The organism is Pseudomonas sp. SWI44, assembly GCF_002947915.1.
GTDB lineage: Bacteria > Pseudomonadota > Gammaproteobacteria > Pseudomonadales > Pseudomonadaceae > Aquipseudomonas > Aquipseudomonas taiwanensis.
Genome location: NZ_CP026674.1, coordinates 3,500,921 through 3,515,978, shown reverse-complemented (window position 1 = coordinate 3,515,978; position 15,058 = coordinate 3,500,921). Strand labels below are relative to the sequence as shown.

Genomic DNA, 15,058 nt, shown 5'->3' with positions numbered 1-15,058 from the left:
TCGATTCACCGCAGAAAATCCAGAATCGTACACCCCCACCCTCCCCCAACCTAAAGCCAGGCGATAACACGCCGATAACCCGGCATCCCCTCTCTGAACGAAGGTCACCATGGCCACGCAAAACGCCCGCGCGGACGCGTTGTCCCTGCTGCTGTTCACCCTGCGCAGCGGCAAGCTGATGGCAATCAACCTGCTCAAGGTCAGCGAAATCATCCCCTGCCCGCCCCTGACTCGGTTGCCTGAATCGCACCCCCACGTCAAAGGTGTGGCCACCCTGCGCGGCAACTCGCTGTCGGTGATCGACCTGTCCCGTGCCATCGGCGAGCGGCCGTTGGCCGACCCGGACGGCGGCTGCCTGATCGTCACCGAGATCAGCCGCTCGCGCCAGGGCCTTCATGTACAGGCGGTCAGCCGCATCGTTCATTGCCTGAGCACCGATATCAAGCCGCCGCCCTATGGCTCGGGCAATCGCTCGTTCATCACCGGCGTGACCCGGGTCGACAACACGTTGGTACAGGTGTTGGACATCGAGAAAGTCATCCACGGCATCGCCCCGCCCGAACCTGAGGCACACCCGGGCGAGGTGAGCGAGCAAGATGCCAGTCTGCTGGCCGCGGCCAATATCCTAGTGGTGGACGACAGCCAGGTAGCGCTGCAGCAATCGGTGCATACCCTGCGCAACCTCGGCATCGAGTGCCACACGGCCCGCAGCGCCAAGGACGCCATCAATGTCCTGCTGGAACTGCAAGGCACCGCCCAGGAAATCAACATCATCGTCTCCGACATCGAGATGTCCGAGATGGACGGCTACGCCTTTACCCGGACCCTGCGCGAAACCCCGGACTTCCAGCACCTGTACATCCTCCTGCACACCTCGCTGGACAGTGCCATGAGCAGTGAAAAGGCCAGGCTGGCCGGAGCCAATGCCATCCTCACCAAGTTCTCCTCGCCAGAGCTTACCGATTGTCTGGTGGTGGCGGCGCGGGCGGTGGCGCACACCGAGCACTGATATATTCAGCGACAATCTCCCCGGCTTGCCGCCGGGGACGTGTAAGGCATAATCACGCCCCTCGGATGTTTCTTGCCGGTATTGCGTATGAAGTTTTTCAGCTCGCTCCTTATCTCCTGCACCCTGTTCAGCGGTGCAGCCCAGGCCTCCAGCAGCCAGGCCTGGAACGAACAGCGCCAGCAGATGCTCAAGGCTTGTCTGGCCGCCAGCCAGTTCAAGGATGCCCACGCCCGCGGCAAGCCTGCGGAGTTCGATGATCAGGTCGGTTTCAGCGCCCTGCTGATCGAAGGTGTCTATCCGCAGAAACACATGCAGCAACGCACAGGCACCGAGTTGTGCCTGTACGACCGCCAGCATCAACGAGCCTTCGTCAGCGAATGGAGCCCGGGAGCTCAGTGAACGACCGTCTACGTTTTGCCTGTACTGGCTGTGGCAAGTGCTGCACCGGCCACCATGTCCCCCTGACACTGGATGAAACCCGCCAGTGGGCAGCGTCCGGCGGCCAGGTCATCATCTTGATCGAAGGCTTCGTGGCCGACGGCCCTGGCATGCCCATCGAGCAGCGCGAGCACGTAATGCGCCGCTCCCTGGCGGTGCCCTGCGGCAGCGGCGAGGCACGGGTATCGGTGACCTTCGCGGCGTTCAACCCAGGCCGTTGCCGGAATCTGGACGATAACGACCTGTGTACCATTTATGAGTCACGCCCGCTGGTGTGCCGCATTTACCCGGTGGAGATCAACCCGCACATCCCCCTGCGCCCCGAAAGCAAGGACTGTCCGCCCGAAGCATGGGAACAGGGGCCCACGCTGATTCATGGCACGCTACCGGTCGACCCGCAACTGGTGGCACTGGTGGAGGCTTCACGCCAGGCCGACCGCGACGACATCGCCGCCAAGGTTGCCCTGTGCCAGGCGCTGGGCATCACCACCAGTGCACTCAAGGGCCGTGGTTTCACGGCTTACTTGCCGAACATGGACGCCTTCGCCACAGCCCTTCGACAGGAATTTCCTGCTGTGCAGACCGCCTGGACCCTCCATGTACCTGATGCCGAACTGGCGGTCAGCCTAGGCGACCTGGGTCTGCAAACCACCGCTGAAACATCGGACTATTACGCCTACATCGGATTCTGATTCAGCGCTTGCCCTGCATGGGTAAACAATCCGTTTACCCACCCCGCCCGATGTCATCCCCTTCCTACACCTCGTGTCGCCCTGCGTCCTACATACCCAGGAAGCGTTTTCCCGTAACGTTCTAATCCATCACAACGGCTTCAGATATTGCGCCCGACACGGCCAACTCGACTTAGCAGTCAACTGCGCAAGAAGTTGCGCACTCAAATGTGAATAAGCCTGTGCATACATTCCTGTAGGCCTTAAGAAATATGGCGTACAGGCAACTGCGCAACTTTTTGCACACCACTGCGCAAGAAGTTGCGCACTTTTCTGGTATTTCGTTGCACAAAAGCCCCTCATTGAAACGACTTAACCTTTAGAGCCCGCGATATATAAGGACTCGCCTGGAATTGGCACGTTTTCTGTATTAACCAGACATGGGAAAGCGGAAATTTCCCAGTCGATATCGACTTATCCACAGCAAGGAGAGCAGCACCATGGCAACACCCGCGTACATGTCCGTCACCGGCGAAAAACAAGGCCTGATCACCGCTGGCGCGTTCACCGCCGATTCGGTGGGCAACACCTACCAGGAAGGCCACGAAGACCAGGTGATGGTCCAGGGCTTCGACCACCAGGTGATCATCCCCCGTGATCCGCAGTCCGGCCAACCGACCGGCCAGCGCGTGCACAAGCCGGTGAAGATCACCAAGGTCTTCGACAAGGCCTCGCCACTGCTGCTGGCGGCCCTGACCTCCGGTGAGCGCATGACCAAGGTCGAGATCAAGTGGTACCGCACCTCGGCGGCCGGCACCCAGGAGCACTACTACACCACCGTCCTGGAAGACGCGATCATCGTCGACATGAAGGACTACATGCACAACTGCCAGGACCCGGCCAACGCCCACTTCACCCACCTGGAAGACGTGTACTTCACCTACCGCAAGATCACCTGGACCCACGAGGTCTCCGGGACTTCCGGTTCCGACGACTGGCGCGTTCCGGTCGCAGGCTAAACCTGGATCACACCGCTGCCTGCCGCGTTCGCGCGGCGGGCTGCGGTCGTTTTCGCTACGTTTTCCCAAAGGAGGACAGGGATGTTTGCCGCCGCGAACCAGACCCATTTCAGCTTGCACATCGACGGCCTGGAGCACGATTTCCAGGTCCTCGCCTTCAACGGCACGGAAGCCATCAGCCACGCCTATGCCATTGACCTCGAGCTGGTGAGCGAATGCCCTTCGCTGGACCTGGAACGCCTGCTACACAAACCCGCTTTCCTCCAGCTCGGCGATGCCGGCCGTGGCCTGCACGGCCTGATCTATCGCGCCGCCCAGGGCGAGTCGGGCAAGCGCCTGACCCGCTACCAGGTCACCCTGCGCCCGCAGCTGGCGTACCTGGACCACCGCATCAACCAGCGCATGTTCCAGCACAAGACCGTGCCGCAGATCATCGCCCTGGTCCTGGAGGAGCATGGCATCCTCGCCAATGCCTACCAGTTCCAGTTGGGCGCGCAGTACCCGCAACGCGAATACTGCGTGCAGTACGACGAGTCCAACCTGCACTTCATCCAGCGCTTGTGCGAAGAAGAAGGCATCCACTATCACTTTCGTCACCGCGCCGACGGCCACCTGCTGGTGTTCGGCGACGACCAGACGGTGTTTCCCAAACTGGCCCCGGTCAGCTTCCAGCACGACGCCGGGCTGGTCGCCGACACGCCGATGATCAAGGGCTTCGCCCTGCGCCTGGAAACCCGCACCAGCAGCGTCACGCGCCGCGACTACGACTTCAAGAAGCCGCTGATCCAGCTCGAAGGCGAGGCCGTCAGCCACGCCGAGCCGGACCTTGAAGACTACGACTACCCCGGCCGCTTCCTCGACCGCGCCCGTGGCAAGCACCTGGCCACCCGCGCCCTGGAGCGCCACCGCAGCGACTTCCGCCTGGCCGAGGGCCGCAGTGACCAACCGCTGCTGGCCAGCGGGCACTTCCTGGCCCTGGCCTGCCACCCCAACGCGGCCTGGAACGACCTCTGGCTGCTGCTCGCCGTGCACCACCAAGGCCGCCAGCCGCAGGTGCTGGAAGAAGTCATCACCAGCGACATCGACGCGAAGCACGACGGTTTCCAGCAGGGTTACCGCAACACCTTCACCGCCACGCCGTGGGACGCCCCGTACCGCCCGCCGCTGCGCCACCCCAAGCCCCGGGTGCTGGGCGACCAGCGCGCCGTGGTCAGCGGCCCGGCCGGCGAAGAGATCTACTGCGACGAATACGGCCGCATCAAGGTGCAGTTCTTCTGGGACCGCGAAGGCCAGGCCGACGACAAGTCCAGCGTGTGGCTGCGCGTCGCCTCCGGCTGGGCCGGCCAGGGCATCGCCGGCCTGCAGTTGCCCCGCGTGGGCATGGAAGTGCTGGTCAGCTTCCTTGAAGGCGACCCCGACCAGCCGCTGGTGACCGGCTGCCTGTACCACGGCGTGAACATGCCGCACTACAAGCTGCCCGACCTCAAGACCCTGGCCACGATCAAGAGCAAGGAATACAAGGGCAGCCGCGGCAACGAACTGCGCATCGACGACACCACCGGTGAAATCAGCATCGCCCTGCGCAGCGACCACGGCGCCAGTGCGCTGAACCTCGGCTACCTGACCCACCCCCGGCCGAGCGGCGGCGCCCCGCGCGGTGAAGGCTTCGAGTTGCGCACCGACCGCCACGGCGCCGTGCGCGCCGCTGGTGGCCTGCTGATCACCACCGAGCCCCGGCCGAACGAAGCCAGGCACCACAAGGACCTGCCCGAGACGGCCGAGCGCCTGGCCACCGCCAGCGAGCAGCAGGACAGCCTGGCTGAACTGGCCAAGCAGATGCAGGCACAGGAGCCAGGCGATCAGGACGAGGTGGCCAAGCGACTGCACGAGCAGCATCAGGGCATTCTCGGCAGCGGCCCCGGCGACCTCAGCAAGAACGAGTTCGCCGAATTCACCCAGCCGCACCTGGTGCTCGCCAGCCCTGCTGGCATCGCCCTGACCACCCCCGGCCCGAACCACATCACCAGCGGCAGCCACCTGGCCCTGAGCAGCACCGGGCATACCAGCCTGTCGATCGGCAAACGCCTGCTGGCCAGTGCCAGCCAGGGCATGCGCCTGTTCGTGCAGAGCCTGGGCTGGAAGGTGGTCAGCGCCTCCGGCGATATCGACATGCGAGCCCTTAAGGACAGCATCAACCTGCTGGCCAAGCTGGATATCACCGCCAATGCCGACCGCATCATCCTCAAGGCCAAGACCGAGCTGGTGGTGCAAGGCGGCGGCAGCGCAACGACCTACAACGCCAGTGGCATCACCCACGTCACCAGCGGCAACTACACCGCCCACGCGGCGCAGTTCGCCCACATTGGCGCGGCGAGCATGGCCGGCACCTTCCCCGAACCACCGAAGCCAGGCAAGGGCGCACTGGAGCTGTTCAACCTGTACGCCAATGCCAAAGGCATCAAGGCCGGGGATTACGAAGTCACCGATGCCCTGGGCAAGGTGTTCAAGGGCAGCCTCGACGGGCAGGGTTTCAACGCCGTGTCCGGCGCCGCGCCGGGGCCGGCCTGGGTCAAGTTCGGCGACGACACCAACGCACCCTGGAACCCCTCCAGCTATGTCGGCGTGATCAACTGGCCGCTGCAGCTGCCGGACGCGCCCAGCATGCCAACCCTCGTGGAATACCTAGCAGACAGCGTGCCCTTGGCCGCGGATGGCGAGGGCGGGCTGTTTGCCAAGGCCAAGCAACTGACCAGCAGCGGCATGAGCCTGCTCAAGAGCGGCCAGGACGCTCTGCAAAGCACGCAACAGGTGCAAGGCGCGCTCGCCAACCGGCCCTCTCTTCCAGCACTGCCCGAGTTCAAGGCCCTGAGCCCGAGCGCCGTTACCGACCTTCTGCCTGGTGAACTGATTTCATGACCGATATCCCCGAAAAACAACGCCCGGCCCAGGCAGCGGTCGTTCCCCTGGACCAGATCGGCGTCGAGGACGTCAGCCGTGGTGCCGCCGTGTTCGACGCCTGGCTACGCGACATCAGCCATGGCTACGTCAACCTCGAACGGCTCAAGGACGCCGCCGAGATGTTGCCGGTCATTGGCAACATCATGGCCCTGGTCGATGCCGTGGGCGACATCGTCAACCTGGCGACTGCCGACCAACCGGACCCATGGGACTGGCTCAGCCTGGGCATCAACCTGATCGGCGTGGTGCCAGCGCCACCCACCATGGCCTATGCCCGCAAAAGCCTGCGGCCGATGCTGGTGCTTGCCCGCCAGGAAGCCAAGCAGGTGCTCGGCGACTCGCTGATCGAGATTCTGGTCGGCCACCTCAACGCCACGATCATTGGCGAGCTGGACACGTTCCTGGGCGATGCCGAAGCCCACCTCACCGAGGTGATGACCGAAGCGGCCAAGACCGGTGAGAAGCTGGTCAACAACACCGCTGATGCCATTGACGCGATCATCCTTGGCAAGCTCGACAGCCAGGGCGACTTGAAAACGGCCGCCACGCAGTTGCAGAAAGTCAGCGACACCATGACGTCAGACCCGCAGGTCTCCCTCGAAAACGCCTTCGGAGCCCTGAGCAATGCCTACTCGGCAATGAGCAAGGGCGCGGCCAACATGGTCATGGGTAATGTCGTGCCCACCCGTGTGCAGCAGGCAGTGCTCGGCTACACCGCGCAGTTCCGCAGCCTGGGCGCGCAGATGAGCAAGCAGATGCTCAACCTCACCAGTCTGGCCAACCCCAACTCCATCGCCAGCATGCGCCTGATCCTGCACAAGAGCAGCACGATCTGGCACGCGCGCAACCCCAAGGCAGTGGCCGGCAACGTCAAGGAAGGCAGCACCTCACAAGCCAGGCATCAGAAAGGTGATGGCCTGCTCGAAGCCACGGCCAACCAGGGCCCGGCCAAGGGTGCCGCCAACGACAAGAAGAACGTCGTCTGCACCAGCACCTGCAACCGCATCAACTTCGCCGTGGGCAGCGAGTCGTTGCACCACACCGACTTCAGCCTGTCCGGCCCGTTCCCGGTCACGTGGACTCGCACCTACAACTCACGCCTCGACAAGCTGGACAACGGCATCCTCGGCGCCCGCTGGATCACCGAGTTCACCACCTGCATCGACGTGGTCGACAAAGGCCTGCTGTTCCACGACATGGACGGACGCAGCCATGCCTTCGCGCTGCCGAAAAAGGGCAAGCCGCAGTATGACGCAGTCGAGTACTTCACCTGGGTGCGCACCGGTGAACAGCAACTGGTGCTGCTGCGCGGCCTGAGCCGCCGGGAAACCTATGCCCGTCACGGTGACCGCTTCTACCTGACCCATATCCAGCTGCGCAGTGGCGCGGGGGCGATGCTGCATTACGAGCATCGTCACCACGACCAGCCGGTGCTGTCGGACATCAACACCTATTTCGACAACGACCCAAACAAGGTCCACCTGCAACTGGGCACCCTGCTCGACGATCACGGCCACATTCAAGGCTTGTGGCAGGTGGTCGACGGCAAGCCGCTGCGTCAGCTGTGCGGGTATCACTACGATGGCCAGGGCGACCTGATCGGCGCCCAGGATGAAAACGGCGCCGCCTGGCACTACCGCTACCGCCATCACCTGATCACCCGTTACACCGATCGTACGGGTCGCGGGATGAACCTGCAGTGGGATGGCTCTGGCGCCAAGGCCAAGGTCATTCGCGAGTGGGCCGACGATGGCAGCTTCGAAACCCGACTGGCATGGGACACGCGCATCCGCCTGACCTACGTCACCGACGCCCAGGGTCAGGAAACCTGGCATTACTATGATGCCCAAGGCTACACCTACCGGATCAAGCACCCGGACGGCAACTCCGAATGGCTGTTCCGCGACGCACGCAAGAACGTCATCCGCCACGTCCATGCCGACGGCAGCCAGGACCGTTACGCCTACGATGAGCGCAGCAATCTGCTGCAGCACATCCGCCCCGATCACAGCGTCGAGCACTATGCCTACGACGACCACGACCAACTGATCAAGATTCGCGATGCCGAAGGCGGGCTGTGGCTGCGCGATTACGACGCGCGCGGCAACCTGGTCGAGACCACCGATCCGCTGGGCAACAAGACCGAGTTTGCCTATACCCCGGCGGGCTTGGTCAAGGCGATCAAGGACGCCAACGGCAACGAAAAGACACTCGCCTACAACGACGCAGGGCAATTGCTGGCGTACACCGACTGCTCAGGCAAGACCAGTGTTTGGGCCTACAACGCCTTCGGCCAGTTGATCGAGTTCGCCGATGCACTAGGCAACAAAACCGCCTATGAGTACAAGACCGGTCAGTTGTCCAAGGTCTCCCACCCTGACAAGACCGAAGAGCGTTTCGACTACGACGCCGAAGGTCGCTTGCTGGCTCACTCCGATGGCCTTGATCGTTGCACCACCTGGTCCTACACCGCGGCCGGCCTGCTGGCCGAACGTGTCGACGCCAACGAGCACACCCTGCGCTACCGCTGGGACAAGCTCGGACGCCTGATCGGCCTGGAGAACGAAAACGAAAGCAAGGCGACGTTCTTCTACGATCCAGTAGGTCGTTTGCTCCAGGAAACCGGATTCGATGGTCTGGTGACCCGCTACCAATACGACCCGTATTCCGGTCGCCTGGCCTCCACCCAGGTCGGCCAACGCCGCATCGACCTGCGCTTCGACCGCATGAACCGGCTGGTCGAACGCACCGCACGCCTGGGCGATCAGAGCCAGACCGAAACCTTCGCCTACGACGGCAACGGCAAGCTGATCCAGGCGATCAACGCCGTCAGCAAGCTGCAGTGGTTCCATGATGAGGCGGGCAACCTGACCCGTGAGCACCAGCACTACCTCGCAACTGGCACGCCGATGGTTGCGGTCTGGCAGCACACCTACGACGCGCTCAACCAGCGTATCTCGACCCTTCGCCCGGATGGACATAAGGTCAGTTGGTTGACGTATGGCAGCGGGCATCTGCTGGGCATGACCCTCGACCATCACGAAATGCTCGCTTACGAGCGTGATGACCTGCACCGTGAAGTCGTACGGCACCAGGGCAACAAGCTCATGCAAACCCAGGCCTGGGACCCGGCCGGGCGCCTGCAAGAGCAGTGGTTGGGCAGCCACGATGGCCCATCCACGCTGCTCAAGCGTCAGTACCGTTACGACGCTGCGGGCCAATTGACCAACATCCACGACACTCGTCGTGGCCAGTTGGAGTATCAATACGATCCGGTTGGCCGCCTGCTCCAGGCCACCAGCCGCCTGGGCGTCGAGACCTTCGCCTTCGACCCGGCTGGCAACCTGCTGGATCAGAAAACCCAAGAGCTGAACCGCCCGCTGGAAGCGGACCCACGTCGCAACAAGCTGATGGACAACCTGCTGCGCGAGTACGCCGGCACCCACTACAAGTACGACGAACGCGGCAACTTGGTGCACCGCTTACAAAACGGCGCGCACGCCCACTTCACCTGGGACCTGTTCGACCGGTTGGCCAGCTACAGCGACGACAAGCTCAAGGTCGACTTCGCCTACGACGCCTTGGGTCGACGTCTGTACAAGAACTCGGTCGCACATTACTGGGATAGGCCGGAAGCGGGTACCGGCTGGAACCAGATGCAGCGGGCCAAGCGCCAACGTGATCTCGGCTGTGGCTTCACCCTGCTCGGCTGGGACGGCGACACCCTGGCCTGGGAAAGCTCACCGCCAAGGGACGATGGCGATACCGGGCGTACCGTGCATTATCTGTATGAACCGGGCAGTTTCGTGCCGGTGGCCCAGGCCCTGCGCAAGCGCCCGATCGTGCTGCACAGGCAGCCGGATTGGCGTCAGCGGGAGTACGACTTCGATCAGGATCCGTTGTGGCAAACGACGATGCCACCGCAGGCGTTCGATGCGATTGCCTGGTACCACTGCGATCACCTCGGCACGCCGATGGAGCTGACCGATCCGCACGGCAACGTTGCGTGGGCGGGGCAGTACAAGGCGTGGGGTGAGGTGCGGGAGGAGCGTTCGGAGTGGGCCAAGCAGGTCGGGATGAGTAACCCGATTCGCTTCCAAGGGCAGTATCACGATCATGAGACGGGGCTGCATTACAATCGACATAGATACTATGCTCCTAAAGCAGGGCGATTTATTAGCAAAGACCCAATAAGCTACAGAGGCGGAATTAACTTATTTGCGTATACGGCCAATCCGGTCCTCTGGGTTGACCCATTAGGGTTAGCAAACAATAAGTATAAAGTTCGCCGCCCACCTGAGGATGCCCATGATCCCCATGGTTCGAAATCCCCGGGAAAGCCTGGAAAGGCAGAAGGCTTTTGTGAATGCAAGTTTGGAGAGACTTGGGCAAAACTTGATGATGGGCGTGGATCAGGATGGCTCGACAAATATGATAACGTTTGGGTTCCTACAGGTCCTGAGGGTCCTGGATCAAAGGCTCATGGTGGGCCACACTGGGATGTACAAAAACCTAAAGGCGAATACGAGAATGTCTATCCAGGTGGGAGACGAAGATAAATGAACATATTAATAAAGCTCCCAAGTTTTTTCTCCAACTTGGATGAAGTTCGCTTTTTTGAAGGTATCACCTCTAATCCCGCCATAGTCGATATCCGCGGAACCGGGAAAGGGCTGAGTATAAAAATAGACAGGCGAAAACTCTCAAAAGAGAATGCGCGAGAACTTATTTCAATACTTTTCAGGTACGGCGTTAACTTGACGCCGCTTGCGGCGATCGCCAATGGGAATCGCCATGCCTGGATAAAAGATAGTGATTATTACTGGCACGAATCCATGTTTGCAAATAAACAGTCCGGTGATTTCATGGACAAGCATAAGGGGAAAACTGGAAGCGTGATGCTCATGAAGAACATGAAATGTAAGGGGTAATCCATTGATTAGGGCCGCGGACGAGTTTAAATGCATATTCGATTCCGCCCAAGGCGAAGAGCGCGAACGTGTAAAAGAGGAGGCAGACGATGCTGTTTGGCTAGAGGTGGTAGAGAAATATCCAGATCTAGGGTCTGTATGAAAAGTCTTGAGACGAAGGTCAGCCAAGGCGAAAACAGCCGAGGAAGCGGAGTTTACGGGTTGTAAATGAGCACTCCGAGGCTGTTTTCAACGCAGCATCACCGAATTTCAAGGCTTTTCGTACAGAGCCTAGAGGTTGAAGTATTGAACAACCATACTATTTCCAGTGTAGTGTTGGAATCTTTGGCGGCGAGCGCCGATCCAGATGTGAGATTTGATGTCGCCATGAAACGGCGTATTACTAGAAAAACATTTGAGGCGCTTGCAGAAGATCCTGTTGCCTCAGTGAGGCACTGTATCGCTTGCAATGCTAGGGTTCCCCGAGATATTTTGGAAATATTGGCTTTTGATAGAAGCGACTCAGTAGCTCGGGCAGCCAAGAAAAGACTGTGATTAGCATTGACTCGTCTTCGAGCAGTATTCGTATAGCTACGCCCCCCGGACCGAGGCTTGCAAAAGCATTCGGTGGCGCACTATACAGAAGCCGGCACCGGCCGGAACGAAATGCAACGGGCCAAGCGCCAGCGTAAACTGAACTGTAGTTTCACCCTGTACGGTTGGGACGGCGACACCCTGGCCTGGGAAAGCTCACCACAAAGGGACGATGGCGATACCGGGCGCACGGTGCACTACCTGTATGAACCGGGCAGTTTCGTGCCGGTGGCCCAGGCCCTGCGCAAGCGCCCGATCGTGCTGCACAGGCAGCCGGATTGGCGTCAGCGGGAATACGACTTCGATCAGGATCCGTTGTGGCAAACGACGATGCCGCCGCAGGCGTTCGATGCGATTGCCTGGTACCACTGTGACCACCTCGGCACGCCGATGGAGCTGACCGATCCGCACGGCAACATTGCGTGGGCGTGGCAGTACAAGGCGTGGGGCGAGGTGCGGGAGGAGCGTTCGGAGTGGGCCAGGCAGCATGGACTGGGTAACCCGATTCGCTTCCAAGGGCAGTACCACGATCATGAGACAGGGCTGCATTACAATCGCTACCGATGTTACGATCCGAGGGCTGGTCGCTATATATGCCAAGATCCTATAGGCTATTCCGGTGGATTGAATCTATTTGAATATGCTATTAGCCCGATCGCATGGGTTGATCCATATGGCTTGTCCAGCGATACAATATGTAATTTAATGTGTGGCTCTTCCTCTGACTTGACAGGTAATACCTGGAGGCTTGACCCAGGAAAAGATAGTGATCTAAGAGGCGCGACTAGAACTTATCGTGATGGGCTGGACGAGGCCTTCAAAAAAACAGGCGTTCCTCGAAGTCAATTTGTTGTGACTAAATGGGGTAAGGATCTGAACGGGAAGTTTATACCAGTAGAATGGGAAGCTCGTGGTGGAGCGAATGTCAATATGGATATCCCGGCATGGAACAATGTGAAATCTAATGGATCACTGGGTGAAGGTCCATATGCTCCACATATTGGCTACCAAACTCCAAAAAAGCCAAGAACGAGAGGGCATATTTTTGTCGACAAAGTTCCAGCAACAAGGAATTAACAGCGAGGAAATATATGTTATGTCATGCTAATGAATTATTGCGCGCCGCTGCTGAAATTGGGGTTAAAGCGCGCTCTACTGAAAAGGATGTGACTGAGAAATATATATCTTTTGTGCTGAATAAGTACAGACCATGGAAGACAAGTGGGCACTTGAGTATTGGCGAGAACGTCAGTAAATTACCTACTGATGAAAATGAGTTTCTATTTTTTTGTCTGTTAAACCGGGTTCGGGCTGGGTGTTTTTTGAGCAAAGCAAGTGGAATAAAAATATTGTTGTGGTGGTTGATGATGTGCGAGATTTATCGAGACTGATGGAAAGCAGCTATGGAATGGAGTACTTTGTATCAGACGAAATTGGCAGTTATCTTATTGCGGTAAACTGGTATGTGATTGAGTATACGGAGGGGGCGATAGTTAGGAGGGTGTAGATAAAATCAAGTAGTAAGTCGACGAGCGAGCATGCGAGCTCAGCCAGCCACACCCAAGCCTCACTTACATCCAGTAACCGATCGTGGTGCATGATCAGCCGCCTGGCTTGCTCATTCCAGGCATGAGTCCGTTCCACCACCCAGCGCTTGGGCATGACCACAAAGCCGCTCGCAACCGGCGCCGCCGTGAACAAATCGCCTTGCTCTGAATGCCATTTCCCGGTGCGGCGATTGTTCGGCCCTCGTATCACCTGGATCTCGAGCGAATGAGTATGTTGCATACATCACTCAGCGAACTGGAGTGGCGATCTATTTTTGCGACCCTCGTAGCCCGTGGCAGCGCGGTAGCAATGAGAACATCAACGGCCTGAGTCGCCAGTATCTGTCTAAAGGCACTGACCTTTCGGGCTATAGCCAAGAGCAACTGGATGCTATTGCGTACGAGCTGAACATCCGACCACGCCAGCGCTTTGATTACAAATGCCCTATCGAAATGATGACGGCAATGATAGCCAAGCACCATGAGAGCCATCCTTGACTCAATAGTCGGGTGTTGCACTCAGCCTCTGAAACCGCCGTGGAAAAAAGATGGCACGAACTTGAAACTGACAAAATGCAACTTCCTGAGTATATTGGGCCTGGCGAACGCTTATATCAGACTAAGCGAGGCCACAGGAAGCTGATAAACAAAGAGGACAACAACCTTCGTAGATTAGAGCTGGAGCATGAGTTAAGCTGCTCGGTAAAATACGATACAAAAAAAATTTGCAAGTACCCATAAAATGGCAAACAAGACTATGAACATGTTTTCCGAACTGTTATCAGCCTTACAAAAAGCTGACGGCAAAAAAATTAGAAAAGAAGTTGCCCAGCTTGCGGACAGGTACGAAAAATTGTTATTCGAAATCGACGGAACCAGCGACGAATCTGTTGATTTTATGCTATCAATCTTTTCCGATGAGCGTTTGTTTAACAAACCAGGAATGGATATCTTCGTATTGAAGGCAGGAACCGAATTTTTCTGCATGACCGATGAGCAAAAGAGCAAGATATACAATGCATTACTTAACGCCTACCATAAATGTAGTAACTTAGACTATTGTTGGGCGACTGGTGATTTGATTGCTCGAAATTTCAATAGGAAATGTGCACTGCATTTTTTTTCTCAAACGTTCGTTTGCGCCACTAAAAATGGCAAGGAAGGTATAGCTCTCGGACTGGACGTTATTGCACGGCAAGAGGGGCGAAACCAGCAGGTGAAGGAAATTATCGCCCGGATTTTACGCTCTGGCTGAAAAGTGAGCGTCAACTAGGCTCTGCACGAGAAGAGATTTCGCAAGCACCGCATGGAACAAGCCAGCTAAACGACTGCTCAATTGCTTGGACAAACACGACCCCGCCGGCAACCTGTTGGACCAGGAATGCGGCAACCTGGTGCACCGCTTACAAAACGGCGCGCACGCCCACTTCACCTGGGACCTGTTCGACCGGTTGGCCAGCTACAGCGTAAGCGCTCCATGAACCCCACATTCAAAGCGCTTACCTGATCCTTGATGCTGTGCTCCCGATTTCTTTCTGGAGCCTGCCGACGATGATGCGCCCCGACGCCAAAGTCGAAAAAGTCTATCTCTACCCCAAGCCCGTCGACTTTCGAAAATCCATCGATGGCCTCGCAGCCTTGGTTGAACTGGATATCAAGGTGGCCGTGTTCGACCCGGTTCTTTTCGTGTTCCTCAACAAGCCGCGCAATCGCGTGAAGATCCTCTATTGGGAGCGCAACGGTTTCTGTCTCTGGCTCAAGCGCCTGGAATCAGAACGCTTCAAAACCTCGCCCGACATCACTGATGAAGCCATTGTCCTGACTGTTCAGGAGCTGAACTGGCTACTTGACGGCTTCGACCTCTGGCGCAACCGTCCGCATCAGGTTTTGACCCCTCGTTTCGTTGCCTGAA

12 protein-coding genes and 3 pseudogenes are annotated in these 15,058 nt (G+C 58.7%); 14 read left to right on the top strand and 1 reads right to left on the bottom strand.

Features of this window, described 5'->3' with window-relative positions; translation table 11 throughout:
- The first annotated feature begins 109 nt into the window (after positions 1-109).
- The 10 genes and pseudogenes from C4Q26_RS16590 to C4Q26_RS28395 all read left to right on the top strand — a co-directional run bounded on the left by C4Q26_RS16590 (position 110) and on the right by C4Q26_RS28395 (position 12,676).
- Positions 110-1,009 carry a chemotaxis protein gene (locus tag C4Q26_RS16590; RefSeq protein ID WP_023382267.1) on the top strand — a complete coding sequence of 300 codons (900 nt, stop codon included), beginning with the start codon at positions 110-112 and terminating at the stop codon, positions 1,007-1,009.
- 87 nt (positions 1,010-1,096) lie between these two features.
- The gene (locus C4Q26_RS16585) at positions 1,097-1,408 is read left to right on the top strand and encodes a hypothetical protein (protein ID WP_023382268.1); all 312 of its coding nucleotides are present in this window, start codon (positions 1,097-1,099) and stop codon (positions 1,406-1,408) included.
- On the top strand, positions 1,405-2,139 hold the full coding sequence (locus C4Q26_RS16580; protein WP_104883334.1) for a YkgJ family cysteine cluster protein: 735 nt from the start codon (positions 1,405-1,407) through the stop codon (positions 2,137-2,139). The genes C4Q26_RS16585 and C4Q26_RS16580 overlap by 4 nt, the downstream gene beginning before the upstream one ends.
- 479 nt (positions 2,140-2,618) lie before the next feature.
- The gene (locus C4Q26_RS16575) at positions 2,619-3,137 is read left to right on the top strand and encodes an Hcp family type VI secretion system effector (protein ID WP_023381485.1); all 519 of its coding nucleotides are present in this window, start codon (positions 2,619-2,621) and stop codon (positions 3,135-3,137) included.
- An 81-nt stretch (positions 3,138-3,218) separates the two neighbouring features.
- Complete coding sequence (locus tag C4Q26_RS16570) at positions 3,219-6,053, top strand: type VI secretion system tip protein VgrG (protein WP_104883333.1); 2,835 nt, start codon at positions 3,219-3,221, stop codon at positions 6,051-6,053.
- Complete coding sequence (locus C4Q26_RS16565; protein WP_104883332.1) at positions 6,050-10,654, top strand: RHS repeat-associated core domain-containing protein; 4,605 nt, start codon at positions 6,050-6,052, stop codon at positions 10,652-10,654. Before C4Q26_RS16570 ends, C4Q26_RS16565 begins: the two co-directional genes overlap by 4 nt.
- A complete protein-coding gene (locus tag C4Q26_RS16560; protein ID WP_104883331.1) occupies positions 10,655-11,026 on the top strand; it encodes a hypothetical protein in 372 nt (123 codons plus the stop codon).
- 285 nt (positions 11,027-11,311) lie between these two features.
- The gene (locus tag C4Q26_RS27895) at positions 11,312-11,560 is read left to right on the top strand and encodes a hypothetical protein (protein WP_158664899.1); all 249 of its coding nucleotides are present in this window, start codon (positions 11,312-11,314) and stop codon (positions 11,558-11,560) included.
- A gap of 51 nt (positions 11,561-11,611) precedes the next feature.
- Positions 11,612-12,292, top strand: a pseudogene (locus C4Q26_RS28400) (RHS repeat-associated core domain-containing protein); the annotation flags it as partial.
- A 12-nt stretch (positions 12,293-12,304) separates the two neighbouring features.
- Positions 12,305-12,676, top strand: coding sequence for a polymorphic toxin type 47 domain-containing protein (locus C4Q26_RS28395; protein WP_252189446.1), 372 nt, complete (start codon positions 12,305-12,307; stop codon positions 12,674-12,676).
- Positions 12,677-13,112: 436 nt separating this feature from the next.
- Here the strand turns inward: C4Q26_RS28395 and C4Q26_RS16545 are convergent.
- Positions 13,113-13,375: pseudogene (locus tag C4Q26_RS16545) on the bottom strand (IS5/IS1182 family transposase); the annotation flags it as partial.
- 8 nt (positions 13,376-13,383) lie between these two features.
- On the opposite strand from C4Q26_RS16545, the pseudogene C4Q26_RS16540 reads away from it, so the two are divergent.
- From C4Q26_RS16540 to tnpB, 4 genes and pseudogenes are all read left to right on the top strand, one after another.
- Positions 13,384-13,652, top strand: a pseudogene (locus C4Q26_RS16540) (IS30 family transposase); the annotation flags it as partial.
- Between the two features lie 257 nt (positions 13,653-13,909).
- Positions 13,910-14,401, top strand: a complete 492-nt coding sequence (locus tag C4Q26_RS16535; protein WP_158664897.1) for a hypothetical protein — start codon at positions 13,910-13,912, stop codon at positions 14,399-14,401.
- An 85-nt stretch (positions 14,402-14,486) separates the two neighbouring features.
- Positions 14,487-14,627 carry a hypothetical protein gene (locus C4Q26_RS27890; protein WP_158664896.1) on the top strand — a complete coding sequence of 47 codons (141 nt, stop codon included), beginning with the start codon at positions 14,487-14,489 and terminating at the stop codon, positions 14,625-14,627.
- A gap of 70 nt (positions 14,628-14,697) precedes the next feature.
- Positions 14,698-15,057, top strand: a complete 360-nt coding sequence (tnpB, locus tag C4Q26_RS16530) for an IS66 family insertion sequence element accessory protein TnpB (protein ID WP_230384521.1) — start codon at positions 14,698-14,700, stop codon at positions 15,055-15,057.
- Position 15,058 lies beyond the last annotated feature (1 nt).

Bases quoted from the DNA above. Each gene is read 5' to 3' on its own strand.
- tnpB (WP_230384521.1), top strand. From the start codon at position 14,698: ATGATGCGCCCCGACGCCAAAGTCGAAAAAGTCTATCTCTACCCCAAG.
- C4Q26_RS16570 (WP_104883333.1), top strand. From the start codon at position 3,219: ATGTTTGCCGCCGCGAACCAGACCCATTTCAGCTTGCACATCGACGGC.
- C4Q26_RS16590 (WP_023382267.1), top strand. From the start codon at position 110: ATGGCCACGCAAAACGCCCGCGCGGACGCGTTGTCCCTGCTGCTGTTC.
- C4Q26_RS16535 (WP_158664897.1), top strand. From the start codon at position 13,910: ATGTTTTCCGAACTGTTATCAGCCTTACAAAAAGCTGACGGCAAAAAA.
- C4Q26_RS28395 (WP_252189446.1), top strand. From the start codon at position 12,305: ATGTGTGGCTCTTCCTCTGACTTGACAGGTAATACCTGGAGGCTTGAC.
- C4Q26_RS16565 (WP_104883332.1), top strand. From the start codon at position 6,050: ATGACCGATATCCCCGAAAAACAACGCCCGGCCCAGGCAGCGGTCGTT.
- C4Q26_RS16560 (WP_104883331.1), top strand. From the start codon at position 10,655: ATGAACATATTAATAAAGCTCCCAAGTTTTTTCTCCAACTTGGATGAA.
- C4Q26_RS16575 (WP_023381485.1), top strand. From the start codon at position 2,619: ATGGCAACACCCGCGTACATGTCCGTCACCGGCGAAAAACAAGGCCTG.
- C4Q26_RS16585 (WP_023382268.1), top strand. From the start codon at position 1,097: ATGAAGTTTTTCAGCTCGCTCCTTATCTCCTGCACCCTGTTCAGCGGT.